The sequence below is a fragment of the Bacteroides sp. AM07-18 genome (assembly GCF_003602695.1).
Lineage (GTDB): Bacteria > Bacteroidota > Bacteroidia > Bacteroidales > Bacteroidaceae > Bacteroides > Bacteroides uniformis.
Window position 1 is genome coordinate 670,331 of record NZ_QTLM01000001.1, and the last position, 23,995, is coordinate 694,325.

The 23,995-nt window shown below is 52.0% G+C and carries 14 protein-coding genes; 3 read left to right on the forward strand and 11 right to left on the reverse strand.

What is annotated here, in order from left to right:
• Nucleotides 1-61: 61 nt before the first annotated feature.
• The 6 genes from DW096_RS03025 to DW096_RS03050 form a co-directional block, all read right to left on the reverse strand.
• Complete coding sequence (locus tag DW096_RS03025; RefSeq protein ID WP_005827644.1) at nucleotides 62-1,198, reverse strand: acyltransferase; 1,137 nt, start codon at nucleotides 1,196-1,198, stop codon at nucleotides 62-64.
• A 312-nt stretch (nucleotides 1,199-1,510) separates the two neighbouring features.
• On the reverse strand, nucleotides 1,511-2,626 hold the full coding sequence (locus DW096_RS03030; protein WP_005827641.1) for an ABC transporter permease: 1,116 nt from the start codon (nucleotides 2,624-2,626) through the stop codon (nucleotides 1,511-1,513).
• Nucleotides 2,627-2,738: 112 nt separating this feature from the next.
• The gene (locus tag DW096_RS03035; protein ID WP_118931223.1) at nucleotides 2,739-3,842 is read right to left on the reverse strand and encodes an ABC transporter permease; all 1,104 of its coding nucleotides are present in this window, start codon (nucleotides 3,840-3,842) and stop codon (nucleotides 2,739-2,741) included.
• 47 nt (nucleotides 3,843-3,889) lie between these two features.
• On the reverse strand, nucleotides 3,890-5,347 hold the full coding sequence (locus tag DW096_RS03040) for an ATP-binding cassette domain-containing protein (protein ID WP_016273870.1): 1,458 nt from the start codon (nucleotides 5,345-5,347) through the stop codon (nucleotides 3,890-3,892).
• Nucleotides 5,325-6,215: an HlyD family secretion protein gene (locus tag DW096_RS03045; RefSeq protein WP_035448614.1), complete on the reverse strand. Its 891-nt coding sequence runs from the start codon at nucleotides 6,213-6,215 to the stop codon at nucleotides 5,325-5,327. Before DW096_RS03045 ends, DW096_RS03040 begins: the two co-directional genes overlap by 23 nt.
• 34 nt (nucleotides 6,216-6,249) lie before the next feature.
• Complete coding sequence (locus DW096_RS03050) at nucleotides 6,250-7,512, reverse strand: TolC family protein (RefSeq protein WP_035448616.1); 1,263 nt, start codon at nucleotides 7,510-7,512, stop codon at nucleotides 6,250-6,252.
• A 191-nt stretch (nucleotides 7,513-7,703) separates the two neighbouring features.
• Here DW096_RS03050 and DW096_RS03055 point away from each other — a divergent pair, with 191 nt between their 5' ends.
• A complete protein-coding gene (locus tag DW096_RS03055) occupies nucleotides 7,704-8,597 on the forward strand; it encodes an AraC family transcriptional regulator (protein ID WP_034529753.1) in 894 nt (297 codons plus the stop codon).
• A gap of 2 nt (nucleotides 8,598-8,599) precedes the next feature.
• On the opposite strand, the gene DW096_RS03060 is transcribed toward DW096_RS03055, so the two are convergent.
• The 5 genes from DW096_RS03060 to glmS form a co-directional block, all read right to left on the reverse strand.
• Nucleotides 8,600-9,148 carry a methylated-DNA--[protein]-cysteine S-methyltransferase gene (locus DW096_RS03060; RefSeq protein ID WP_005837253.1) on the reverse strand — a complete coding sequence of 183 codons (549 nt, stop codon included), beginning with the start codon at nucleotides 9,146-9,148 and terminating at the stop codon, nucleotides 8,600-8,602.
• Nucleotides 9,149-9,185: 37 nt separating this feature from the next.
• Nucleotides 9,186-12,422 carry a carbamoyl-phosphate synthase (glutamine-hydrolyzing) large subunit gene (carB, locus tag DW096_RS03065; RefSeq protein WP_035448620.1) on the reverse strand — a complete coding sequence of 1,079 codons (3,237 nt, stop codon included), beginning with the start codon at nucleotides 12,420-12,422 and terminating at the stop codon, nucleotides 9,186-9,188.
• Between the two features lie 217 nt (nucleotides 12,423-12,639).
• Nucleotides 12,640-13,716 (reverse strand): glutamine-hydrolyzing carbamoyl-phosphate synthase small subunit, encoded by a 1,077-nt coding sequence (gene carA / locus DW096_RS03070; RefSeq protein WP_008664430.1) that lies wholly within the window; start codon nucleotides 13,714-13,716, stop codon nucleotides 12,640-12,642.
• An 8-nt stretch (nucleotides 13,717-13,724) separates the two neighbouring features.
• Nucleotides 13,725-15,608 (reverse strand): amidophosphoribosyltransferase, encoded by a 1,884-nt coding sequence (locus DW096_RS03075; RefSeq protein ID WP_005837255.1) that lies wholly within the window; start codon nucleotides 15,606-15,608, stop codon nucleotides 13,725-13,727.
• 153 nt (nucleotides 15,609-15,761) lie between these two features.
• Entirely contained in the window at nucleotides 15,762-17,606 is a 1,845-nt protein-coding gene (gene glmS / locus DW096_RS03080; RefSeq protein ID WP_057253065.1) for a glutamine--fructose-6-phosphate transaminase (isomerizing), read from the reverse strand.
• Between the two features lie 365 nt (nucleotides 17,607-17,971).
• Here glmS and gltB point away from each other — a divergent pair, with 365 nt between their 5' ends.
• Nucleotides 17,972-22,525: a glutamate synthase large subunit gene (gene gltB / locus DW096_RS03085; RefSeq protein WP_369904459.1), complete on the forward strand. Its 4,554-nt coding sequence runs from the start codon at nucleotides 17,972-17,974 to the stop codon at nucleotides 22,523-22,525.
• A gap of 84 nt (nucleotides 22,526-22,609) precedes the next feature.
• Entirely contained in the window at nucleotides 22,610-23,968 is a 1,359-nt protein-coding gene (locus tag DW096_RS03090) for a glutamate synthase subunit beta (RefSeq protein WP_035449289.1), read from the forward strand.
• Nucleotides 23,969-23,995: the final 27 nt, after the last annotated feature.

Sequence of the window (23,995 nt, forward strand, 5' to 3'; positions counted from 1 at the left end):
AAATCTCCCGCTGCACAAGATAATGCAACGGGAGATTTTTTATATCCATAGCCATACGGAACTATTTCTTCTTCCCTTTCAGAAAACGGTCTGTCAGCCACTTGCGCACCGGTTCGTCGTACAGTTTCAAACAAGCATAAGCAAGGACAACGGCTCCCACGAAAGTAAGTATCATATAAGGGATACCTTCCGCCATTGTAGCGTTATTGTTGCATACCCAAGCCGTATAAGTATATACCAGCGGATAATGGGTGATATAAATCGGATAGGAAATATCTCCCAGGAACTTGCATACGGCAGTAGAGCGCTTACCGGTCACCTTGCCGCCCGCTCCCATCGAAACAATGACCGGGAAGATGCAGATAATACAGAAAGCCTCGTAAAGCCCGTTCATCCAGTAACCATCCTCACCTCCGATACGGGGAATGGAAAGAACCACCACAATCAGCAGGCTGCACCACCAGAAAGCACGCTTTTCAAGCCGTATCAGCCAGCCGAGGCGTGACAGAAGCAATCCGCCGAAGAACGGATACATCAGCCGGACCATACCCACATACTGCTGTTCCCAGTTCAAGGCCCAACCACCCACAATATCGCCGGCAGGAGCAGTCAGACAACGGTACACCGTAAAACACCCTGCCACAAATACCAGCACCGACAGGGCCACCTTATTGAACTTGCGTACAAACAACGCATACAGGATATTACCGATATATTCATAATAGAGCGACCATGCCGGGCCATTCAACGGATGCATTTCCGTCCAGCCGCGAATGTCGAACTTCAGCGGAAGAGGAAGCAAGGTACAGCCCAGCAACATCACCAGCAGCATTGTTCCGATGGACGTATTCTCGATAGGTGGAAAACAAGGCGACTCCTGAAAATAGAAAAAGGCAGCGCCCACAATGCTTCCCATAATCACCATAGGATGCAGGCGGATGATACGGCGTTTGAAGAAAGTGCCCACGGTCATCCGGTTCCAACGGTCATCATAAGCATAGCCGATAACAAAACCGGAAAGCATGAAGAAGAAATCCACTGCCAGATAACCATGATTGATAATTTGAGTAAGATGGCTGCCACCTGCATGTGCTTCAAAAAGATGGAAGATAATAACCATGACAGCCGCCACGCCACGAAGTCCGTCAAGAATCTCATAATGCGGTTTCGAGGCAAGATAAGTAGTTCGTGTATTCATTTTGGTATAAGATATTTATTTATTCGCGTACAAAGATAAGAGTTTTTTCCAATAAGGGAACTGATAGATATCATATAAACTCTATCAATTAATTGACAAGTATAACAGTTGTCTTTATCATTAGATACATATCACTACTTGCACCTTTTTTTCCGCACAAAAAACAGCTTTTATTATCCATAATAAAAGGGCTACACCTTTTCCTCCTCATGGTGTAGCCTTAAACACAAAAGGGTGTAGCTATCCAAGGCAAATGGTGTAGCCCTTCTTCAAAAAAGAGAGCCAAATAGGATAATAATAAAGAAAAATCAGTTAACTACTTTTCTTATAACTTTTTACCGCCCACAGATTGAAGACCAATGCAAAGACCAACACGGCTCCCAGTTGCGGAAGCAGTTCGGCAAATCCGCCACCACGGAGATAGATGGTACGCATCACCTCCACAAAATAGCGTAGCGGATTGATGCGCGTAATCCATTGCGCCCACTCAGGCATACTGTGGATAGGGGTGAAAAGACCACTCATCAGAATAAGGATAAGCATGAAGAACCACATGACAAACATGGCCTGCTGCAACGTGGTCGAATGATTGGATATGACCAGCCCGAACCCCGACACCACCGGTAGAAAAAACAGCGCCATGCCGTAGATAGTGAGGAAATGTCCCGCCGGCAGAATGCCGTAAAGTACCCATGCCAGAACGAAACAGATGGTCAGCACCACAAAACCTATCAGCCAGTAAGGTATCAGCTTGGCGGCAATGAAAGTGAACTTGCCGACGGGGGTGACATTTATCTGCTCGATGGTGCCCGCCTCCTTCTCGCCCACCACATTGAGGGCAGGGAGAAAACCGCAAATCAGCGTCAGCAGCATTACCATGAGGGCAGGAATCATGAAAAGCTTGTAGTTCAGCGTGGGGTTGTAAAGGTTCTGCGTAGTGATGTCCACCCGGGGAAGCGGCTTCCCGGCAAGCCCTTGCGAAGACGACTCCGAACCCAGTTCACGGGTATAGTCACTGATGATGGAAGACAAGTAGGATCCTCCCAGACTGCCCTTCGTGCCGTTCACGGCATTGGCCGCCACCAGCAGACGGGGCGCCTCTCCCTTCACCCAATCCTTTTCGAAATCACGGGGAATCTCCAGCACGACATCTGCCGAACCTGCTTCAATGGCCAGCAAAGCCTCATCGTATGTATCGGGAAGCGCTGTCAGGCAGAAATAAGTGGATGCACCGATTTTATCTACCAGACGGCGAGACAAGACGCTGTGGTCATTGTCCACTATATTCAGATTGATGTTCTTTATCTCCAGATTGGCGGCCCAGGGCATCAGTATCATAATCATGCACGGGAAAATGAAAATCAGCTTGGGCAGGAAGGAGTTGCGGAACAACTGCTTGAATTCCTTTTCAATGAGAAACTTTATCATAAGACGATATTTTAAAGATTTTAGACATAAGAACAAAAGAACAGATTTCCCGTATCCTTTTGTCCTTATGTTCTTCTGCCTGAATAATTAATATAAAATTCATATCCGCTCTTTACTCAAGCCGATGCTTGAATTTCTTGAAACTCACCGTTATCAGCAATACCGCCATCGTGGCAAGTATGCCGACCTCCATCAGCACAAGCGAAACATCCACTCCCTCAATCATCAGCTTACGCACCGCCTGGATATACCAGCGTGCAGGAAGCACAGCTGAAATGGCCTGCAGGATAACGGGCATACTCTCAATGGGGAATATCATGCCCGAAAGCAACATGGTGGGCATCATCAGCATCAGTCCGGACACCAGCATGGCGGCAACCTGCGTCCGGGTGACCGTGGAAATCAGCAGCCCCAGCGCCAGGGAGACAAAGATGAATAGCAGCGACACCACCACCAGCCAGAACAAGCTGCCCGCCACGGGAACATCGAGCACATAGACCGAAAGCAGAAGAATGGTGGTCAAGTTGACAAACGACAGCACAAAATAGGGCACCGCCTTTGCCAGAATGATGAAAAGCGGTTTGACGGGAGAAACCAGCAGGACCTCCATCGTCCCCGTCTCCTTCTCGCGCACAATGGAGATGGAGGTCATCATGGCGCAAATCAGCATCAGAATAAGTCCCATGACACCCGGCACGAAGTTGTAGGCACTCTTCATCTGCGGATTGTACAGCAGCTTGAGCTGGGGTACAATGGCAGCGGCATGCACTCCCGGCGGAAGCATCTCCTGCCCGGCAGAGGAGATGATGTTTGCGGCATAGCCTGCCTGCATAGTCGCCATATTGGGGTCTGTGGCGTCGGAGACAAGCTGCACGCGCGCCTCGCCGGTATAAAGCTTGTCCGAGAAACGCTCGCTGAAAACAAGCGCCATGTCAATCTCCCCTCTTCCGAAAGAAGCCTCCATATCGGCGGGAAAATGCAGGCGGCGGATGACGGTGAAGTATTCGCTTGCATCCATGCGGTCGATGATACGGCGGGTAACTACGTCATTCGACGGGTCGAGCACCGCCACACGCACGTTCTTCACCTCGGTGGTGATGGCAAAACCGAAAAGGATTATCTGCACGATGGGCATGCCCAGCAGAATCAGCATCGTGCGCCGGTCGCGGAAGATATGGAAGAACTCTTTTCGGATGAAAGATATGAATTGTTTCATTGTCTATATTTATATTTAGGCTCGGATAATGCGGATTTCACGGATTTTCAGTCGGCGGTTCGCACGGCTTGACGAGCCAGTTGTTGGAATACATCGTCCATCGTAGTGGCATTGAACTGCCGTTTCAGCTCCCCGGGAGTGTCGAGTGCACGGATGACGCCGTCTACCATGATGGAGATGCGGTCGCAATACTCCGCCTCGTCCATAAAGTGGGTGGTGACAAAGACGGTGATGCCCTCGTCGGCAGCCTGGTAAATCAGCTCCCAGAACTGGCGGCGCGTGGCAGGGTCCACCCCACCCGTAGGCTCATCCAGAAAGACAATCTTGGGACGGTGGAAGATGGAGACGGAGAAGGCCAGCTTCTGCTTCCAGCCCAGCGGAAGGCTTTTCACCAGTGTATCCCGTTCCTTTTCCAGCCCGAGGCGGAGGAGCAGCTCATCCGTCTTGGGGGCAATCTCCGCTTCGGGGATGCCGTAGATACCGGCAAAGAGGCGGATATTCTCCCACACCTTGAGGTCTTCGTAAAGGGAAAATTTCTGGCTCATGTAGCCGATGTTCTTCTTCACTTCTTCGGGTTGGGAAGCCACATCGAAACCTGCCACACATGCCTTGCCGCCGGTGGGGCGGCTAAGTCCCGTAAGCATGCGCATGGCGGTGGTCTTGCCTGCCCCGTTGGCTCCCAGGAAACCGAAAATCTCGCCCCGATGGACTTGGAAGGAGATGTGGTCTACAGCGGTGAAATTACCGAACCGCTTGGTCAACCCTTCCACCTCAATCACCTTGTTTTCGTGGTTTTCCACCCGTTCGTGCTGCAAGCCCGGAGGGCAGAGGATGCCCGCAAAGCGTGTCAGGATACGGTCGGGGGTATCGATGCCTTTTATCTCTCCTTCGTTGATGAAGGCGATGCGGTCGCATTGGCGCGCTTCGTCGATGATGGGGGTGGAAGCAATGATGGTGATACCCTGCTCCTTCAGTCGGCGAAGCATTCCCCAGAATTCCTTGCGGGACACGGGGTCGACGCCCGTAGTGGGTTCGTCCAGAAAGAGGACATCCGGTTTATGGATAAGGGCACAGCTAAGGGCGAGTTTCTGCTTCATGCCGCCGGACAACGCTCCGGCGCGGCGCTTGCGGAAAGGTTCTATCTGCCGGTAAATGTCGCGCACCAAATCATAATTCTCCTCGATGGTGGTGTGGAAGACGGTGGCGAAGAAATTGAGATTCTCCTCTACCGTCAAGTCCGGATAGAGAGAGAAGCGTCCGGGCATATACCCCACCCGCCTGCGGATGGCTTTGTAGTCCTTCACCACATCCAGACCGCAGACCGAGGCCGAGCCTCCGTCGGCAAGCAGCAAAGTGGTGAGGATGCGGAAAAGCGATGTCTTGCCCGCACCGTCCGGCCCGATGATGCCGAAAAGCTCACCGGGAGCCACTGACAGAGAGACACCCCGCAGGGCTTCCACGCTGCCGTAACGTTTGGAGATATTAGTTAAAGTTACAGCCTCCATACATTCCTATTTTCAGCATCCCGTCATTCTTCACGGCAATCTTTACAGCATAGACCAGATTGGCGCGCTCGTCTTTCGTCAGGATAGTTTTTGGAGTGAATTCGGACGTATCGGAAATCCAGGTGACGATGCCGGGGTATTCTTTCCGCACTTCCTTTCCATAATCCGCATAAACCTTCACTTGCTGCCCCTGCTTGATTTCGGCAAGCTGCTCGGAGGTGATGTAGGCACGGAGGTAAATCTGCTCCATATCCGCCACTTTGAAAAGAGGGGTGCCGGGAGCAGCCAGTTCTCCGGCTTCGGCATATTGGGCAAGGACGGTTCCCGTCAGCGGAGAGGTGATGTGGCATTTGCGCAACTGGTCTTCTATCTGCGCCACCTGGATGCCGACAGAGGAACTTTGCCACGTCAGGCTCCGGTCACTGTTGCGCAGGGTGGAGTTCTGTGCGTCGAGCTGCTTGCGGAGGACTTCGAGAAGGGACTCGGCATCATCCAGTTGCTTCTGGTTGGCGGCACCCACACGGAGCAGGTTGGACACACGGTCGCGCTCGCGCCGTGCCTGCACAATCTGTTCCTGAGTGGCGGCTACTTGCTTCAGGATATCAGGCCGCTGGCCTTCCACGGACTTGACACTGGCCTCCAACTGGAGTTTCTTCAGATAGAGTTGGACGGTATCTATAATGCCTACCTCCTGCCCGTCTTTCAGTGTCGTGCCTTCCTCGATGTCGAAACTCAGCAGTTTTCCAGACGCCTCGGCAGAAACGATGACTTCGGTAGCCTCGAACGTTCCCGTCGCATCATATTTCGGAGTACCGCCGGTACAGGCGGCAAGGAGAAATAAAAAAGGAAATAATTTCAATGATTTCATACTATTTCAAGTTATAAATTACGGATTATAGTCATTAATTGTTCAGCGTATATTTCAGCTGCCAGATGTTCATCAGCAACTGCACCTCATGCAATGCCTTGGTCTGTCGTGCCATACTTTCGTTGGTAATCTCCCGCAGCATATCGGTCACGGTCATTGTCCCGTTCTGCACCTTGGCCTCGGCTGCACGGCGGATATTCCCACGCAGACGGATAATCTCGTCATCATCCGCCATCTGGCGGCGCATGGATACAATGCCCGCATCCTGCTGCGTAGCCTGCAGGCGAATGTTGAAAAGGAACACATCCCGGCCGGTCTCTATCTGTTGGCGGGTATTGTCTATCCTGCGGCGGTCGTTCTTCAACGTATACAGACTGCCGAAATTCCAGGACATGCGCACCCCCGCCATGTAATAGGCGTTGAATTCATCTTTCAACATATTCAATCCCGGATTGCCGTATGCCCCTTGTACAAAAAGGCCGAAACGCGGCATCAACCGGGTGTTCAAGGCTGCCTCCTGCTGGTGGAGTTGCTCTCCCTGCGCATCGTACCAACGAAGTTCGGGACGGTTGTTCATCTGCCGGTCTATGTTTTCTTCGGCAGCCGGTTTCAATAAAACCGTTTCGGAAGAGAGATCCTTGCCCGTAAAGGCAGCAAGCATGCTGAGGTATGCACGGCGGGTGGTCTCCAATTCCACACGGTGCTGCCTGGTGTTCAGTTGCTCTACGCTGACTGCATCCAGGTCGCTCAGGGTGGCGATGCCATTGGCTATATAGTCGGCTACCTGCTTGTGGGTTCTTCCTAAATCTTCTTGCAAGAGGCTGTTCTGTTTCAGCTGTTCGTCCAACAGCAGGATGCCGAAAAAGAGCTGGTTCACCCGGTCAGTCAAGGCATACATGTCTACATGCTGTTTTTCCAGTTCCACTTCCGAGGCGGCACGCGTCAATCGTTTTCTGGAACGTATATCCCCACCATCCCAGAGGGTCTGCTGCACTTCGAGCATCACCTGGTACTGGTCTTTCGAAGCAGTCTTGATGTCGAGATTAGGGATTTCGACCGGTAGCCGGGTGATGTCACTCTGGTACGTGGCCTTGCCGGATAGGGAAAACTGGGGCAAGTAACCTTTTCCAGCATTGGAGAGGTCGTACCCGCGTGCCTTTTCTATCAGTCCGTATTGCCTGACCAACGGATAATTGTCTTGCGCCCGGCGCTGGCACTCTTCCAACGTGAGCTGGGCATGTGCCAGCATGGCGGCAAGAGAAAGGGTAAAAAAGAAAACGGTTCGTTTCATATCCATTCTGTTTCTTGTTTATTCTACATGGTTTTGTTCTATACACATGCAAAGATAAAGGCATAACCCTATAACCTTACAATCCATTTGTGCGCAAAGATGTTCTAATAGTACGACATTTCGTAGAAAAAGACAAATAATAGGAACACTTTATTATCTTTGCGGTGGAAATATACATTATTCATAAAGGGAAAGATATGGAAAAGAACAAACCGATAAGCGTCGCATTCGAGGACATCCGCAACAATCCGGATTTTATAGAACATTCCGAATACAGATTTATAAACGACGATTTGGGAATGGTCATCAGTTTTCAAGCAATGGGATTCAGGCTATTCCGCACCCAGCAACCTTATCGTGCCAAAGAAGGAAGGATTGTACGCATCATGCAAGGTAAGGGCCGAATCTCCATCAATCTTATCGAATATGAAGCTACAGCCCACGATATTATTATCATCCCTGACAATTCGCTGATAGAAATATCGGAAGTCAGTCCCGACTACGAATTCCAAGTCATCATGCCCACTGCCAATTTTCTGCCCGTACTACAGAATTCCATTCTTTCGGAAGCTTATACACGAAACGGAATCCGCCTTTCATGCAACAACGAGGAATGGGCACACATCAGCAGCTTCTTCTCTTTATTGTGGAATATACTACATTGTTTGCCCTACCGCCGCGGAGCTGTACAGCACTTGATTGTCTCACTTCTCTATAACCTTAAGTATATCCACGAGCACACATGCAAGTCAACTCCGGCACGCCTTTCACGCCAGGAAGAGCTATTCCGCCGCTTCATCGCTTTGGTGAACCAACACAGCAAGCACGAACGCAGCGTCAACTTCTATGCCGACAAACTATGCCTGACACCGCACTATCTGAGCTCGGTGATACGTGAAACAAGCGGACAAACCGTGATGCAATGGATTAATCAAGCAGTTATCCTCGAAGCCAAAGTATTGCTGAAACACAGTAATCTACTGGTGTTTCAAATATCAGACGAACTGAACTTTCCCAATCCGTCGTTCTTCTCGAAGTTCTTCAAACGTATGACGGGGATGACACCGGCGGAATACCAGAAACAAACCTGACCTCAAAACAGCTGTCCTATACGGGAGCCTGACGGTCCGTCGCAAGAGTCCGCTTCCAATGCCAGCATCCCTTGTTTGGCTGCCAGTCCACCGGCATAGCCTATCAGCGTATGGTTGCTGCCCACCACACGATGGCAGGGGATGAGTATGGAGAGGGCATTTGCCCCATTGGCAGCCGCCACCGCACGTACGGCTTTCGGATTGCCCAGCTTTCGTGAAAGCTCGCCGTAGGACACTGTTTTTCCGTAAGGGATGTTCTGCAACTCCTGCCACACCGTCCGCTGGAATTCTGTTCCGACTGCAAGCAGTGGAACATCGAATATGGTCCGCTTACAGGCAAAATACTCATCCAACTGAATGATTGCCCTTGCAATCACTTCCGAAGTGCCTTCCTCATAATCGGCATGCAGCGCCTGCCGTATACGCTTATCAACGGGTACTCTACGTTTCTCGTTCAGCATCCAGTCGCATAGGCAGAGTTTATCGCCGAAAGAGCCGAGGAGCAACTCGCCATAAGGAGATTGATAGTATTGGGTCAAAATTGTTTCCATCGAACTTAGTTTTCAGCAAAGATAGCAAATTAAATCATCATTTGTACTCCGCCCACGACTTGATAGCCAAATCATCCGGCATCATCGTGCAGAATGCATTGATGAACGCACTTGCCAGACGGGCATTCGTTATCAACGGAATATTGAGGTCGATGGCGGCACGGCGTATCTTGTAGCCGTTATCCAACTCGCCTGCGGTGAGGTTCTTCGGAATATTGACCACCATGTCTATCTCCTTGCGGTGCAGCATGTCGAGTGCCTGCGGCTGGCGTTCGGGTTCGCTGGGCCAGTAGACGCGCGTATTCTCCACACCGTTCTCCGTAAGGAAGTTGCTGGAACCACCCGTGGCAAATATCTTATACCCCTTCTTCTGAAGCATACGCGCGGCAGAAAGCATGTCCACTTTCTGCTTCGGAGTACCGGTAGAAAGCAGGATATTTTTCTCTGGAATACGATATCCCACGGAGAGCATCGCCTTGAGAATGGCGCAGGAAGTATCGCTGCCGATGCAACCCACCTCGCCCGTGCTTGCCATATCCACACCCAGTACCGGGTCGGCCTTCTGCAGACGGTTGAAGGAGAACTGGCTCGCCTTGATGCCTACGTAATCCAAATCGAACAGATTCTTGTCCGGCTTCTGTACCGGAATGCCGAGCATCACCTTCGTGGCAAGTTCAATAAGGTTTATCTTCAGCACCTTGCTGACAAACGGGAACGAACGGCTGGCACGGAGGTTGCACTCAATCACCTTGATGTCGTTCTCGCGTGCCAGATACTGGATATTGAACGGACCGGAGATGTTCAGCTCACGGGCAATCTCGCGGCTGATGCGCTTGATGCGGCGCACCGTCTCCACATACAACTTTTGTGGCGGGAACTGGATAGTGGCGTCACCGGAATGCACTCCGGCAAACTCGATATGCTCACTGATGGCGTACGCGATAATCTCTCCATCTTGCGCCACAGCATCCATCTCCACCTCCTTGGCATGCTCAATGAACTGGCTCACCACTACGGGATGTTTCTTGCTGACATTCGCCGCCAGCTTCAGGAAGCGTTCCAGCTCCTCCCGGTTGGAACAGACGTTCATCGCAGCGCCGGACAATACGTAGGAAGGACGGACCAATACCGGGAAGCCCACCTTATCCACAAAGGCGTTGATGTCCTCCAGGGAGGTCAGCGCCCGCCATTCGGGTTGGTCTACACCAATGCGGTCGAGCATGGCGGAGAACTTGTCACGGTCTTCGGCATTGTCGATGCTCCTGGCGCTTGTGCCGAGAATAGGTACCTTCTGCGCATCGAGGCGCAGGGCAAGGTTATTCGGTATCTGACCACCGGTAGAGACAATCACCCCGTGGGGATTCTCCAGTTCGAGAATATCCATCACGCGCTCGAAGGTGAGCTCGTCGAAGTAAAGACGGTCGCACATGTCATAGTCCGTAGACACGGTTTCGGGGTTGTAGTTTATCATGACACTGCGGTAGCCTTCCTGGCGGATGGTGTTCAGGGCCTGCACGCCGCACCAGTCGAACTCTACGGAAGAACCGATGCGGTAGGCGCCGGAGCCCAATACGACGATGGACTTGTGGTCGCCGAGGTAACGGACATCATTTGCCGTGCCGCTATACGTTAGGTAGAGATAGTTGGTCTGTGCGGGATATTCGGCGGCAAGGGTATCTATCTGCTTCACTACGGGCAGAATGCCTGCACTCTTGCGGAAATTGCGGACGGCAAGGATGGCTTCTTCGCCGTCCATTGCTTGTTCCAAGCCGAGGGCACGGGCTATCTGGAAATCAGAGAAGCCTTGTACTTTGGCTTTACGCAACAAGTCCACGGGAATCATTGGCAACTCTCCATCAGCCATAAAAGAGTGCAGTTCCCTGCTGGTATCCATGATGTTCATCAACTTCTCCAGGAACCAACGGTCTATCTTGGTCAATTCGTGCACCTGGTCCACCGTATACCCGGCACGGAAGGCTTTGGAGATGACAAAGATACGTTTGTCGGTAGGTTCGCGCAGAGCCTTGTCCAAATCGGCAATCACCAGTTCCTTGTTCTCTACGAAGCCGTGCATGCCCTGGCCTATCATGCGAAGCCCCTTCTGGATGGCTTCCTCGAAAGTACGGCCGATAGCCATCACCTCGCCTACCGACTTCATGCTCGAACCCAGCTCTTTGTCCACCCCGTGGAACTTGCCCAAATCCCAACGCGGTATCTTGCAGACCACATAGTCCAGGGCGGGTTCGAAGAAAGCGCTTGTAGTCTTTGTCACAGAGTTGTTCAAGTCGAACAAGCCATAGCCCAAGCCGAGTTTTGCCGCTACAAACGCCAACGGATAACCCGTTGCTTTAGAGGCAAGTGCAGACGAACGGCTCAAGCGTGCATTTACCTCGATTACCCGGTAGTCCTCGCTCATCGGGTCGTAGGCATACTGCACGTTACACTCTCCCACAATGCCGATGTGACGGATAATGCGGATAGCGAGTTCACGCAATTTATGATAGTCCGTATTGCTCAACGTCTGTGACGGGGCAATAACGATGGACTCACCCGTATGGATGCCCAGGGGGTCGAAGTTCTCCATGTTGCAGACCGTGATGCAGTTGTCGAAGCGGTCGCGCACCACCTCGTATTCCACTTCCTTCCATCCCTTCAGCGATTTTTCCACCAACACCTGTGGGGAGAAGGAGAAGGCTTTCTCCACCAGCACATTCAGCTCTTCTTCATTGTCGCAAAAACCCGAACCCAGTCCGCCAAGCGCGTATGCGGCACGGACAATGACCGGGTATCCCAGTTCCCGGGCTGCGCGACGGGCATCCGCTGCATTCTCCACAGCTTCGCTCTTGATGGTCTTCACATCAATCTCATTCAGTTTCTGCACAAAGATTTCACGGTCCTCCGTGTCAATGATGGCCTGCACGGGAGTGCCGAGAACCGTCACGCCGTACTTCTCGAAAATCTTGTCTTTATAGAGGGAAACACCGCAGTTCAGTGCCGTCTGCCCACCAAAAGCAAGCATGATGCCGTCCGGGCGCTCCTTCTCTATCACCTTCTCCACGAAGTAAGGAGTGACGGGCAGGAAGTAAATCTGGTCGGCAACTCCTTCCGAGGTCTGTACCGTGGCAATGTTCGGATTGATGAGAACCGTGTAGATGCCTTCCTCCTTCAATGCCTTGAGCGCCTGCGAACCGGAGTAGTCAAATTCTCCTGCCTCACCGATTTTCAGTGCACCGGAACCGAGCAGCAGGACTTTCTTTATATTGTTTTCTTTCATTTGCATATCTGTTTATTAAAAATGTAATAGTAGTAATAAAACCTTATCTTTCTCTTACCTTACACAATCAGTCACTAATTGAATGGCATTCAGTATAGGACTGAAAGGTATTCACTCTGGGACTGAATGACATTCAGTATGGGACTCATTATACCGTCTTTTACATACTGATTATCAAGAGATTATGAACGCAATCATTCTTGATAAAATTCTCTTACTAAAGCAACTTCACAAAGTCATCAAAAAGAAACTCCGTATCCGTCGGCCCGCTGGCAGCTTCGGGATGAAACTGTGCGGAGAACCAGGGATTGCGTTTGTGGCGGATTCCTTCATTAGAACCATCGTTCATATTGATGAAAAGCGGTTCCCAGTCTTCTGTCAGCGTGTTGTTGTCTACGGCATACCCATGATTCTGTGAGGTGATGAAGCAACGTTCCGTACCCACCATACGCACCGGTTGGTTATGGCTGCGGTGACCGTATTTCAATTTGTATATCTTGGCGCCCCCAGCTTTGGAAAGCAACTGGTTTCCCATACAGATGCCGAAGATGGGCAGTTTCTCGTTCTGCATTGCCTTGCGGATATGCTGCACGGCAGCATCGCAGGTATCGGGGTCGCCAGGGCCGTTGGAGATGAACAACCCGTCGAACTCCATCCCAGTATAATCATAGTCCCAGGGAACGCGAATCACTTCCACGTCACGTTTCAGCAGGCAGCGGATGATGTTATGCTTGACGCCGCAATCCACAAGGAGCACTTTCTTCTTACCGGTTCCTTCGTTGTAACGGATAACCTCCTTGCAGCTAACTTTATCCACATAATTCACATCGGCATAAGAGGCCTCAGGCATTTCATCCGATTCATCATCAAAGGCGATACGTCCCATCATCACCCCATGCTCGCGAAGCACCTTTGTCAGTTCGCGGGTATCGATGCCCGTGATGCCCGGAATCTGTTCGCGTTTCAGCCAGTCACCGAGACTTTCCACCGCATTCCAATGGCTATAATTTTCGCTATAATCGCTTACAATAATGGCTTCGGCATGGATATGCTCGCTCTCCATAAAAGTGGCAAGCCCATTCGGTTCGAGAGTAAAAGGCGGCACACCGTAATTGCCCACCAACGGATAGGTGAGCGTCATCAGCTGTCCGGCATACGAAGGGTCGGTCAGGCTTTCGGGATAACCCGTCATGGCTGTGTTGAAGACCACCTCTCCCGCTACCGGTTTTTCAAAACCGAACGACTTGCCGTGGAAGCGGCTCCCGTCGTCGAGGATTAGAGTTACATTTCTCATTGATTCAATTAAAATTGATAAACTTGTTCTATATAATCAATAAATGCCTTGTTCAGCAGCTTCACACCGCCCGGCGTAGGATAATCGCCGCTGAAGTACCAGTCACCCGGATGCTTGGGGCAGGCCTCATGCAGCCCCTCGAGAGGCTGGTAGACAATCTGCACTTTGGCTTTCGTCCCTTTCGGAGTAAGAAGCTCCACCATCTTGGCAGAGATTTCCTCATCAGTGAAAGGAGCATAAATCTCCTTCACGTAATTCACCATCTGCTCTTTGGGCAGGCCTACCTGCTCCTTGGACTTGCGGTAGGCGGCGGCAATCACATCGCGCATCTCACGCTCCTTCAGCAGTTCCACAGCAGCCTTGAAGGCGATGAATTCGCTCATCTTAGCCATATCGATGCCATAGTAGTCGGGATAGCGTACCTGCGGTGAAGAGCTTACAATGACTATCTTCTTTGGCTCCAGACGGTCAAGGATGCCGATGATGCTCTGCTTCAGGGTGGTTCCACGCACTATCGAGTCGTCGATGATGACCAGATTATCCACTCCCGGGACAAGGCTTCCATAAGTGATGTCGTACACATGGGCGGCAAGGTCGTTCCGGCTGTTTCCTTCGGCAATAAAGGTACGCAGCTTGATGTCCTTGATTGCCACTTTCTCGCTCCGTATGCGCCGCGACAAGATATGCTCCAGTTCGTCGTGGCTGGGACTATGCCCCAAGGCGGCAATCTGCTGCACCTTCTCCTCGTTGAGGTAGTCGTCCAATCCCTGCAACATACCGTAGAAGGCGACTTCCGCCGTATTGGGGATGAAGGAGAAGACGGTATGGTCCACATCGTTGTCGATGGCTTTCAATATGTTGGGTACAAGTTTCTCACCCAGCAGTTTACGTTCCCGGTAAATGTCCACATCACTGCCCCGGCTGAAGTAGATGCGCTCGAAGGAACAAGGTTTCACCTCGCGCGGCTTGTTGATTTGCACGGTGCGCACCTTGCCGGCCTTGTTGATAAACATGGCTTGTCCGGGTTGCAGCTCCTTGATGGATTCGACAGGAACATTAAGGGCTGTCTGTATCACGGGACGTTCGCTGGCAAGCACCGCTATCTCGTCGTCCTGATACCAGAAGGCTGTACGGATGCCCCATGGGTCGCGTACGGCGAAAGTCTCTCCGCTGCCGGTAAGTCCGCACATCACGTATCCCCCGTCCCACTCCTTGCTCGAAGTGCGCAGCACGTTGGCAAGGTCGATGTGGTTTTCTATATAACGGGTGATGTCCATGCCTGCCAGCCCTTCCGCTTCGGCAAGGTTGAAGAGGCGCTCCACTTCGCGGTCGAGGCGATGTCCCAACTGCTCCAGCATGATGTAGGTATCGGCATATTTGCGCGGATGCTGGCCGATGGCGGTAATGCGTGCGAAGATTTCATCCACATTCGTCATGTTGAAGTTGCCGCAGAGGGCAAGATTCTTGGCACGCCAGTTGTTTCTCCGGAGGAACGGGTGCACGTACGAGATGCCGGACTTTCCGGTAGTGGAGTAACGCAGGTGTCCCATATAGACCTCCCCTGCAAAGGGCAGCACACGCTTGGCATAGTCCGCATCGTGCAGCTGTTCCTTGGTCAAGTCCTTGAAGTGGCCCTGCACCGTACCGAAAATTTCGGTAATGGCGCCCGAGCCGAGAGCACGCTCACGGAACATATATTCCTCGCCGGGACTGGCTTCCAGTTTCACGCAGGCCAGTCCGGCACCTTCCTGCCCACGGTTGTGTTGTTTCTCCATCAGGAGATAGAGCTTGTTGAGTCCGTACATCCATGTTCCGTACTTCTCTTCATAGTACTCCAGCGGTTTCAGCAGGCGTATCATGGCGACGCCGCATTCATGCTTCAGTTGTTCCATCTATTTATTTACAATTTACCATTTACAATGTACAATTTTAAGTGTACAATTTTCTTTTCCTTATTATAGCATACAATTACCATTTACATTTACCTCTCCCAAGCGCAGCCCCATTGTACATTGTACATTGTAAATGGTAAATTGTACATGTCCTCATTCTACAGTCACCGATTTCGCAAGATTCCTCGGCCGGTCCACATCCATTCCCTTGCACACGGCAATGTGATAGGCAAGTAATTGCAGAGGTACCGTAGTTATTAACGGATCAAGGCACTCCATTGTTTCGGGAAGCTCGATGCAAGTGTCGGCTATTTTACTGATGACCGTATCTCCCTTTGTCACAATGGCGATAACCCTGCCTTTACGCGCCTTTATTTCCTGGATATTGCTCAGCACCTTTTCGTAAAGCCCATTCCGGGTGGCAATAACCACCACCGGCATCTCGGCATCCACCAGGGCAATGGGGCCGTGCTTCATTTCGGCGGCAGGATAGCCCTCGGCATGGATATACGAAATCTCCTTCAACTTCAAAGCACCTTCCAGGGCTACGGGATAACTGTATCCGCGTCCCAGATAGATAAAGTTGTGTGCATAGGTGAATATCTTGGAAAGTTCCGCTATACGGTCGTTCAGTTTCAAGACCTCCTTCATCTTGTCGGGGATATGTCCCAATTCCTTGACAATTGCCAGGTATTGCCCTTCGTCCATCGTCTTTTTCTCTTTGGCAAGTGTCAGGGCCAGCATGGTAAGCACCGTTACCTGCCCGGTGAAGGCTTTGGTGGATGCCACCCCTATTTCCGGTCCCACGTGGATATAGGAACCCGTGTGCGTGGCACGGGGAATGCTGGAACCGACGGCATTGCAGATGCCATATATAAATGCCCCACGATTTCTGGCAAGCTCCACGGCAGCCAGCGTATCGGCCGTTTCACCGCTTTGCGAGATGGCAATCACCACATCGTTGCTGTCAATCACCGGGTCGCGGTAACGGAACTCACTGGCATACTCCACCTCCACCGGAATACGGCAGAAGCTTTCAATCAAATGCTTGCCGATGAGGGCGGCATGCCATGACGTACCGCATGCCACGATGACGAAGCGTTTGGCCGCCAGCAGACGTTCCTTATAATCAATCACTGCAGAAAGAACCACGTTCGTACCCTCCACATTGATACGCCCGCGCATGCAGTCGCGAATGCAGCCGGGCTGTTCGAAGATTTCCTTCAGCATGAAGTGCGGATAGCCTCCCTTCTCCAGCTGGCCGAGATTGAGCGCTACCGTCTTTACCTCGTGCGGACATTCCACATTCTTCAGGTTAACAACCTTCAGCTTCTCTCCCCGGCGGATGAGGGCAATCTCTTCGTCTTCCAGATACACCACCTTATCCGTATATTCCACAATCGGCGTGGCATCCGAAGCCAGGAAAAACTCACCTTCACCGATGCCCACCACCAGCGGACTGCTCTTGCGTGCAGCGATTATCCCATCCGGATTGTCCTTGTCGAGCACCGCAATGGCATACGCCCCAATCACTTCCTGCAAGGCAAGTTGCACTGCCGTCAGCAGGTCAATATGGTTTGTCACCTGAATGTATTCGATGAGCTGTACCAGCACCTCGGTATCAGTGCTGCTTTTAAATACATAACCTTTGGCTTGAAGTTTTTCTTTAAGGACGGCGTAGTTTTCAATAATGCCGTTATGGATGAGGGCGAGGCGTTCGGAAGAGGAATAATGGGGATGGGCATTGACGGAACAAGGTTCTCCATGAGTAGCCCAACGTGTATGTGCAATACCAATGTTACCGGAAATATCTTTTTGAGCAACGAAAGTTTCAAGTTCCGAAACCTTACCTTTCGCTTTGTACACGTTCAACTGTCGGTTATCACTGATTAATGCTACCCCTGCACTATCATATCCACGGTACTCCAACCGCTTCAGACCCTTGATAAGAATGGGGTAGGCTTTCCTTTGACCTATATAGCCTACTATTCCACACATAATGTATCAGTATTTGATTTTGCGCTGCAAATATACATATTCTTAAGAACATAAAGTTAATCTTTCCACTATTTATTTATCAAAAGAATAGAAAAAAGTTGTTTTTACATCAAAAAGTTAAAGAAAGTGTTATTTTAAAAGCAAAAGGCTTAATTTACAAATCCAAATCAAACCGTCTGATTTTGATTTAGGATTAAAAGAAAACAGAGGGTGTTTTCTATCAATTCATAACTTCATCTTCTATCGCAGGAATTTTGCAAGAAAGAAGGCAGGAATACATATTAGCATTTTGCAATTAATACCATATATTTGCCGAACATTTTGAAACCACAAACAATATTATACAGCAATAAAGAAAGCTTATAATCATGAAACAAGAACTTTTTAACAACAAAACAAAAGCAGAGGATTACCAGCGACAGCCCAAACAGTTGGGCTTGTATGAGGCATCCCATGAGCACGATGCCTGCGGAGTAGGCATGCTGGTCAATATCCAGGGAGGAAAATCACATGAACTGGTAGAATCAGCATTGAAGGTACTGGAAAACATGCGCCACCGTGGAGCGGAAGGGGCGGACAACAAAACCGGAGACGGCGCCGGCATCATGCTGCAGATACCGCACGAATTCATTCTGTTGCAGGGCATTCCCGTTCCCGAGAAGGGAAAATACGGCACCGGCCTGCTTTTCCTTCCCAAAGACGGAAAAGACCAGGCTGTCATCTTGAGCGTCATTATCGAAGAGATTGAAAAGGAGGGATTGACCCTGATGCATCTGCGCAACGTGCCCACTTGCCCCGAAATATTGGGAGAAGCGGCTCTTGCCAACGAACCGGACATCAAGCAAATTTTCATCACCGGATTTACGGAAAGCGAAACCGCCGACCGCAAACTCTATATAATAAGGAAAAGGATAGAGAACAGAATACGCAAGTCGGACATCCCCACCCGCGAGGATTTCTACATCGTCTCGCTCTCTACGAAGAACATCGTCTACAAGGGCATGCTCTCTTCCTTGCAGTTGCGCAACTACTTCCCCGACCTCACCAACAGCTACTTCACCAGCGGACTGGCATTGGTGCACTCCCGTTTCAGCACCAACACTTTCCCCACCTGGGGACTGGCACAGCCTTTCCGCCTGCTGGCACACAACGGCGAAATCAATACCATCCGCGGCAACCGCGGCTGGATGGAAGCCCGTGAGAGTGTACTCTCCTCTCCCGCCTTGGGAGACATCCGGGAGATACGCCCCATCGTGCAACCGGGCATGAGCGACAGTGCCTCGCTGGACAATGTGCTCGAGTTTCTCATCATGTCAGGCCTGAGCCTGCCGCACGCCATGGCCATGCTCGTGCCGGAATCTTTCAACGAAAAGAATCCCATCAGCGAAGATTTAAAAGCTTTCTATGAATACCACTCCATCCTGATGGAGCCGTGGGACGGACCGGCGGCACTGCTTTTCAGCGACGGGCGCTATGCAGGCGGCATGCTCGACAGAAACGGACTGCGCCCTGCACGCTACCTGATTACGCAGGGCGGCATGATGGTAGTGGCCAGCGAAGTCGGCGTGATGGATTTCGAGCCGGGAGACATCAAGGAAAAAGGACGCCTGCAACCGGGCAAGATACTGCTTATAGACACCGAGAAAGGCGAAATATATTATGACGGCGAACTGAAGAAACAACTTGCCGAAGCCAAACCATACCGCACTTGGCTGGCCGGCAACCGCATCGAGCTGGACGAACTGAAAAGCGGTCGCAAAGTCTCCCATAGCGTGGAGAACTACGACAGCATGCTGCGCATCTTCGGCTACTCCAAAGAAGACGTGGAACGGCTGATTGTCCCGATGTGTACCATCGGTGCCGAACCCATCAACTCCATGGGCAATGACACCCCGCTGGCAGTACTCTCGGACAAGCCGCAACTACTGTACAACTATTTCCGCCAGCAGTTTGCCCAAGTCACCAACCCTCCTATCGACCCGATACGCGAAGAACTGGTAATGTCGCTGACCGAGTACATCGGAGCCGTAGGCATGAACATACTGACACCCAGCGAAAACCATTGCAAGATGGTGAGGTTGAACCATCCCATCCTGAACAACGCCCAGCTGGATATTCTCTGCAACATCCGGTACAAAGGCTTCAAGACCGTGAAACTGCCCCTGCTCTTCGAAGTGGCAAAAGGGTGCCAGGGATTGCAGGAAGCATTGGCAACCCTCTGCAAGCAGGCGGAAGAATCCGTCAACGAAGGAGTGAACTACATCGTGCTTTCCGACCGCGACGTAGACGCCACCCATGCCGCCATTCCGTCACTGCTTGCCGTGTCGGCGGTACACCACCATCTTATCTCCGTGGGCAAACGGGTGCAGACGGCACTGATTGTAGAAAGCGGCGAAATCCGCGAAGTGATGCACGCCGCACTGCTGCTGGGCTTCGGAGCCAGCGCACTGAATCCGTATATGGCTTTTGCCGTCATCGACAAACTGGTGAACGAAAAGGAAATACAGCTCGACTACGCCACTGCCGAAAAGAAATATATCAAGTCCGTCTGCAAAGGCTTGTTCAAGATTATGAGCAAGATGGGCATCAGCACCATCCGTTCTTACCGGGGCGCGAAAATTTTCGAGACCGTAGGACTGAGCGAGGAGTTGAGCAATGCCTACTTTGGCGGACTGAGTTCACGCATCGGAGGCATACGCCTGGATGAAGTGGCACGCGACGCCATCGCCTTCCACAAGGAAGGGATGGAGGTTCTTAAAAAGAAGGGGGAAGCGGAGTTATTGCCGAACCGCGGACTGTATGCCTTCCGCAAGGATGGTGAGAAGCACGCCTGGAACCCGGAAACCATCAGCACACTGCAACTTGCCACACGCCTGGGAAGCTATAAGAAATTCAAGGAGTTCACTGCCATGGTAGACAGCAAGGAATCTCCCATCTTCCTGCGCGATTTCCTCGACTTCCGCCGCGCTCCTATCAGCATAGACCGGGTGGAACCGGTAGAGAACATCGTACAGCGCTTTGTCACCGGCGCCATGTCCTACGGCTCCATCAGCCGCGAAGCCCACGAAGCCATGGCTATTGCCATGAACAAGCTGCATGGCCGGAGCAATACGGGCGAAGGAGGCGAAGACCGGGCACGCTTCATGCCGCGCGAAGACGGCACCAATCTGCGCAGCGCCATCAAGCAGGTGGCCTCAGGACGTTTCGGTGTCACCGCAGAATATCTGGTGAATGCGGACGAAATACAGATAAAGATTGCCCAAGGCGCCAAGCCGGGCGAAGGTGGGCAGCTGCCGGGCTTCAAAGTGGATGAAGTGATTGCCAAGACACGCCACTCCATTCCGGGCATCTCGCTGATTTCCCCCCCGCCCCACCACGACATTTACTCCATCGAAGACCTGGCACAGCTCATCTTCGACCTGAAGAACGTGAACCCACGGGCAAAAATCAGCGTGAAGCTGGTGGCAGAAAGCGGTGTGGGCACCATTGCCGCCGGTGTGGCAAAGGCAAAGGCCGATTTGATAGTCATCTCGGGTGCAGAGGGCGGTACGGGAGCCTCTCCTGCATCATCCATCCGCTATGCCGGCATCTCGCCCGAACTCGGCTTGAGCGAAACGCAGCAGACACTGGTGCTGAACGGCCTGCGCGGACAAGTGATGCTGCAAGTGGACGGACAGCTCAAAACAGGCCGCGACATCATACTGATGGCAATGCTCGGAGCCGAAGAATTCGGTTTCGCCACCAGTGCCCTGATTGTACTGGGTTGCGTAATGATGCGCAAATGTCACCAGAACACCTGCCCCGTAGGGGTGGCGACACAGAACGAAGAACTGCGCAAACGCTTCCGCGGACGCAGCGAGTATCTGGTGAACTTCTTCACGTTCCTGGCGCAGGAAGTACGCGAATACCTGGCGGAAATCGGTGTGGAACGCCTGGATGACATCATTGGACGCACAGACCTTATCGTCCGCAAGCCGGATGACGGAATCAAGAAACATCAGTTGATAAGCTTCGACAAACTACTGGCACGCGTAGACAACGAAGCCGCCATCCGCCACGTCACCGACCAACAGCATGGCATCGACCATGTGAAAGATGTAGAGATGCTACATGCCGCCGCCGAAGCCGTAGAGAACCAGAAGGAAATCTCGCTGGAGTACACCATCGCCAATACCGACCGTGCCTGCGGCGCCATGCTCTCTGGTGTCATTGCCGCAAAATACGGAGAAAAAGGGCTGCCCGAACATACGCTGAACGTGAAGTTCAAAGGCTCCGCCGGGCAGAGTTTCGGGGCATTCCTTGTCCCGGGTGTCAACTTCAAGCTGGAAGGCGAGGCCAACGATTATCTGGGCAAAGGTCTGAGTGGCGGACGCATCGCCGTCCTGCCCCCGGTACGGAGCAACTTCGAGGCGGAGAAAAACACGATTGCAGGCAACACCCTGCTTTATGGCGCCACAAGCGGTGAAGTTTACATCAACGGCCGTGCAGGCGAGCGCTTTGCCGTCCGCAACTCCGGTGCCACAGCCGTAGTGGAGGGTGTAGGTGACCACTGCTGCGAGTATATGACCGGCGGGCGCGTGGTAGTACTCGGACAGACGGGACGCAACTTTGCCGCAGGCATGTCCGGCGGTGTGGCCTACGTATGGAACCGGGACGGCAACTTCGACTATTTCTGCAACATGGAAATGGTGGAACTGAGCCTCATCGAAGAGGCCTCCTACCGCAAGGAACTGCACGAGCTCATCTGCCAGCACTACCTGTACACCGGTTCCAAACTGGCACGCACCATGCTCGATGACTGGCCACGCTATGCCGACCAGTTCATCCAGGTAGTCCCTATCGAATACAAAAAAGTGCTGCAAGAGGAGCAGATGCAGAAATTGCAACAGAAGATTGCAGAAATGCAACGCGATTATTGAATCGCGAATTAATAATGAAAGAATGAAAGACTGAGGAAATTCCCCTTTCATTCTTTAATTCTTTAACTTTTTAATTTGTTCATCATGGGAGATCCAAAAGCATTCCTCAATATCCCCCGCCAAGAGGCGGGTTACCGTCCGATACACGAACGTATCACAGACTTCAGCCAAGTGGAACAGACACTGAACAGCCACGACCGCAAGCTCCAGGCCTCGCGCTGTATGGACTGCGGCGTACCCTTCTGCCACTGGGCATGTCCGCTGGGCAATAAAGACCCGGAATTCCAAGACGCGCTCTACCGGGGCAAATGGCGCGAAGCCTATCAAATACTGAACAGTACGAATGATTTTCCGGAATTTACGGGACGCATCTGCCCTGCCCTTTGCGAGAAGTCGTGCGTACTGAAACTCTCGTGCAACGAACCGGTCACTATCCGCGAGAACGAAGCCGCCATTGCCGAGGCTGCTTTTCGCGAGGGCTACATCACCCCCCTCCAGCCCGAACGCAACGGAAAGAAAGTAGCCGTCATCGGCGCCGGCCCTGCCGGATTGAGCGTTGCCGTACGGCTGAACGCCAAAGGTTACGAAGTTACCCTATTCGACAGCAAACCGATGCCGGGAGGACTGCTGCGTTACGGCATCCCCAACTTCAAACTGGACAAAGCCGTCATCGACCGCCGCATGAAAATCCTCGAGGCCGAAGGAATCTTGTTCAAGATGGGAGTCCATGTCGATGTGCAGAAACTGCCTGCCGGATTTGATGCCTACGCCATTTGTACCGGTACGCCCACCGCCCGCGACCTCTCCATTCCGGGCAGGGAGCTGAAAGGCATCTACTTTGCCCTCGACATGCTGGCACAGCAGAACCATATTCTGGATGGAGATACCTTCCCGAAAGACCAGCTCGTCAACGCCCGCGGCAAACGGGTACTCGTCATCGGCGGCGGCGATACCGGGTCTGACTGTATAGGCACCAGCATTCGCCAGGGAGCCGTCAGCGTAACCCAGATTGAAATTATGCCCCAACCGCCCATAGGACACAACCCGGATACTCCCTGGCCGCAATGGCCCGTCGTACTGAAAACCACCAGCAGCCACGAAGAAGGCTGTACCCGTCGATGGTCCCTCGCCTCTACCCGGTTCATCGGGAAGAATGGCAAGGTATGCGGTGTGGAAGTGGAAGAAGTGGAGTGGCTTCCGGCAACAGACGGTAACCGCCCTACCATGAAATCTACGGGTAAGAAAGAGGTCATCGAAGCCGATATGGTGCTTCTTGCCATGGGTTTCCTCAAGCCCGAGCAACCGAAGTTTGCAGAGAACGTATTCGTGGCAGGCGATGCCGCCCACGGCGCCAGCCTCGTAGTACGTGCCTTGGCCGACGGACGACGAGTGGCAACAGAAATAGATCGTTACCTCGAACCTCTAAAAGAAAACAAGAAATGATTTCCCTTTCTTTAATTTTTAACCTTT

Coding starts and splice junctions, on each gene's coding strand:
- DW096_RS03025 (WP_005827644.1), bottom strand. CDS start 1,198: ATGAATACACGAACTACTTATCTTGCCTCGAAACCGCATTATGAGATT.
- DW096_RS03030 (WP_005827641.1), bottom strand. CDS start 2,626: ATGATAAAGTTTCTCATTGAAAAGGAATTCAAGCAGTTGTTCCGCAAC.
- DW096_RS03035 (WP_118931223.1), bottom strand. CDS start 3,842: ATGAAACAATTCATATCTTTCATCCGAAAAGAGTTCTTCCATATCTTC.
- DW096_RS03040 (WP_016273870.1), bottom strand. CDS start 5,347: ATGGAGGCTGTAACTTTAACTAATATCTCCAAACGTTACGGCAGCGTG.
- DW096_RS03045 (WP_035448614.1), bottom strand. CDS start 6,215: ATGAAATCATTGAAATTATTTCCTTTTTTATTTCTCCTTGCCGCCTGT.
- DW096_RS03050 (WP_035448616.1), bottom strand. CDS start 7,512: ATGGATATGAAACGAACCGTTTTCTTTTTTACCCTTTCTCTTGCCGCC.
- DW096_RS03055 (WP_034529753.1), top strand. CDS start 7,704: ATGGAAAAGAACAAACCGATAAGCGTCGCATTCGAGGACATCCGCAAC.
- DW096_RS03060 (WP_005837253.1), bottom strand. CDS start 9,148: ATGGAAACAATTTTGACCCAATACTATCAATCTCCTTATGGCGAGTTG.
- carB (WP_035448620.1), bottom strand. CDS start 12,422: ATGAAAGAAAACAATATAAAGAAAGTCCTGCTGCTCGGTTCCGGTGCA.
- carA (WP_008664430.1), bottom strand. CDS start 13,716: ATGAGAAATGTAACTCTAATCCTCGACGACGGGAGCCGCTTCCACGGC.
- DW096_RS03075 (WP_005837255.1), bottom strand. CDS start 15,608: ATGGAACAACTGAAGCATGAATGCGGCGTCGCCATGATACGCCTGCTG.
- glmS (WP_057253065.1), bottom strand. CDS start 17,606: ATGTGTGGAATAGTAGGCTATATAGGTCAAAGGAAAGCCTACCCCATT.
- DW096_RS03090 (WP_035449289.1), top strand. CDS start 22,610: ATGGGAGATCCAAAAGCATTCCTCAATATCCCCCGCCAAGAGGCGGGT.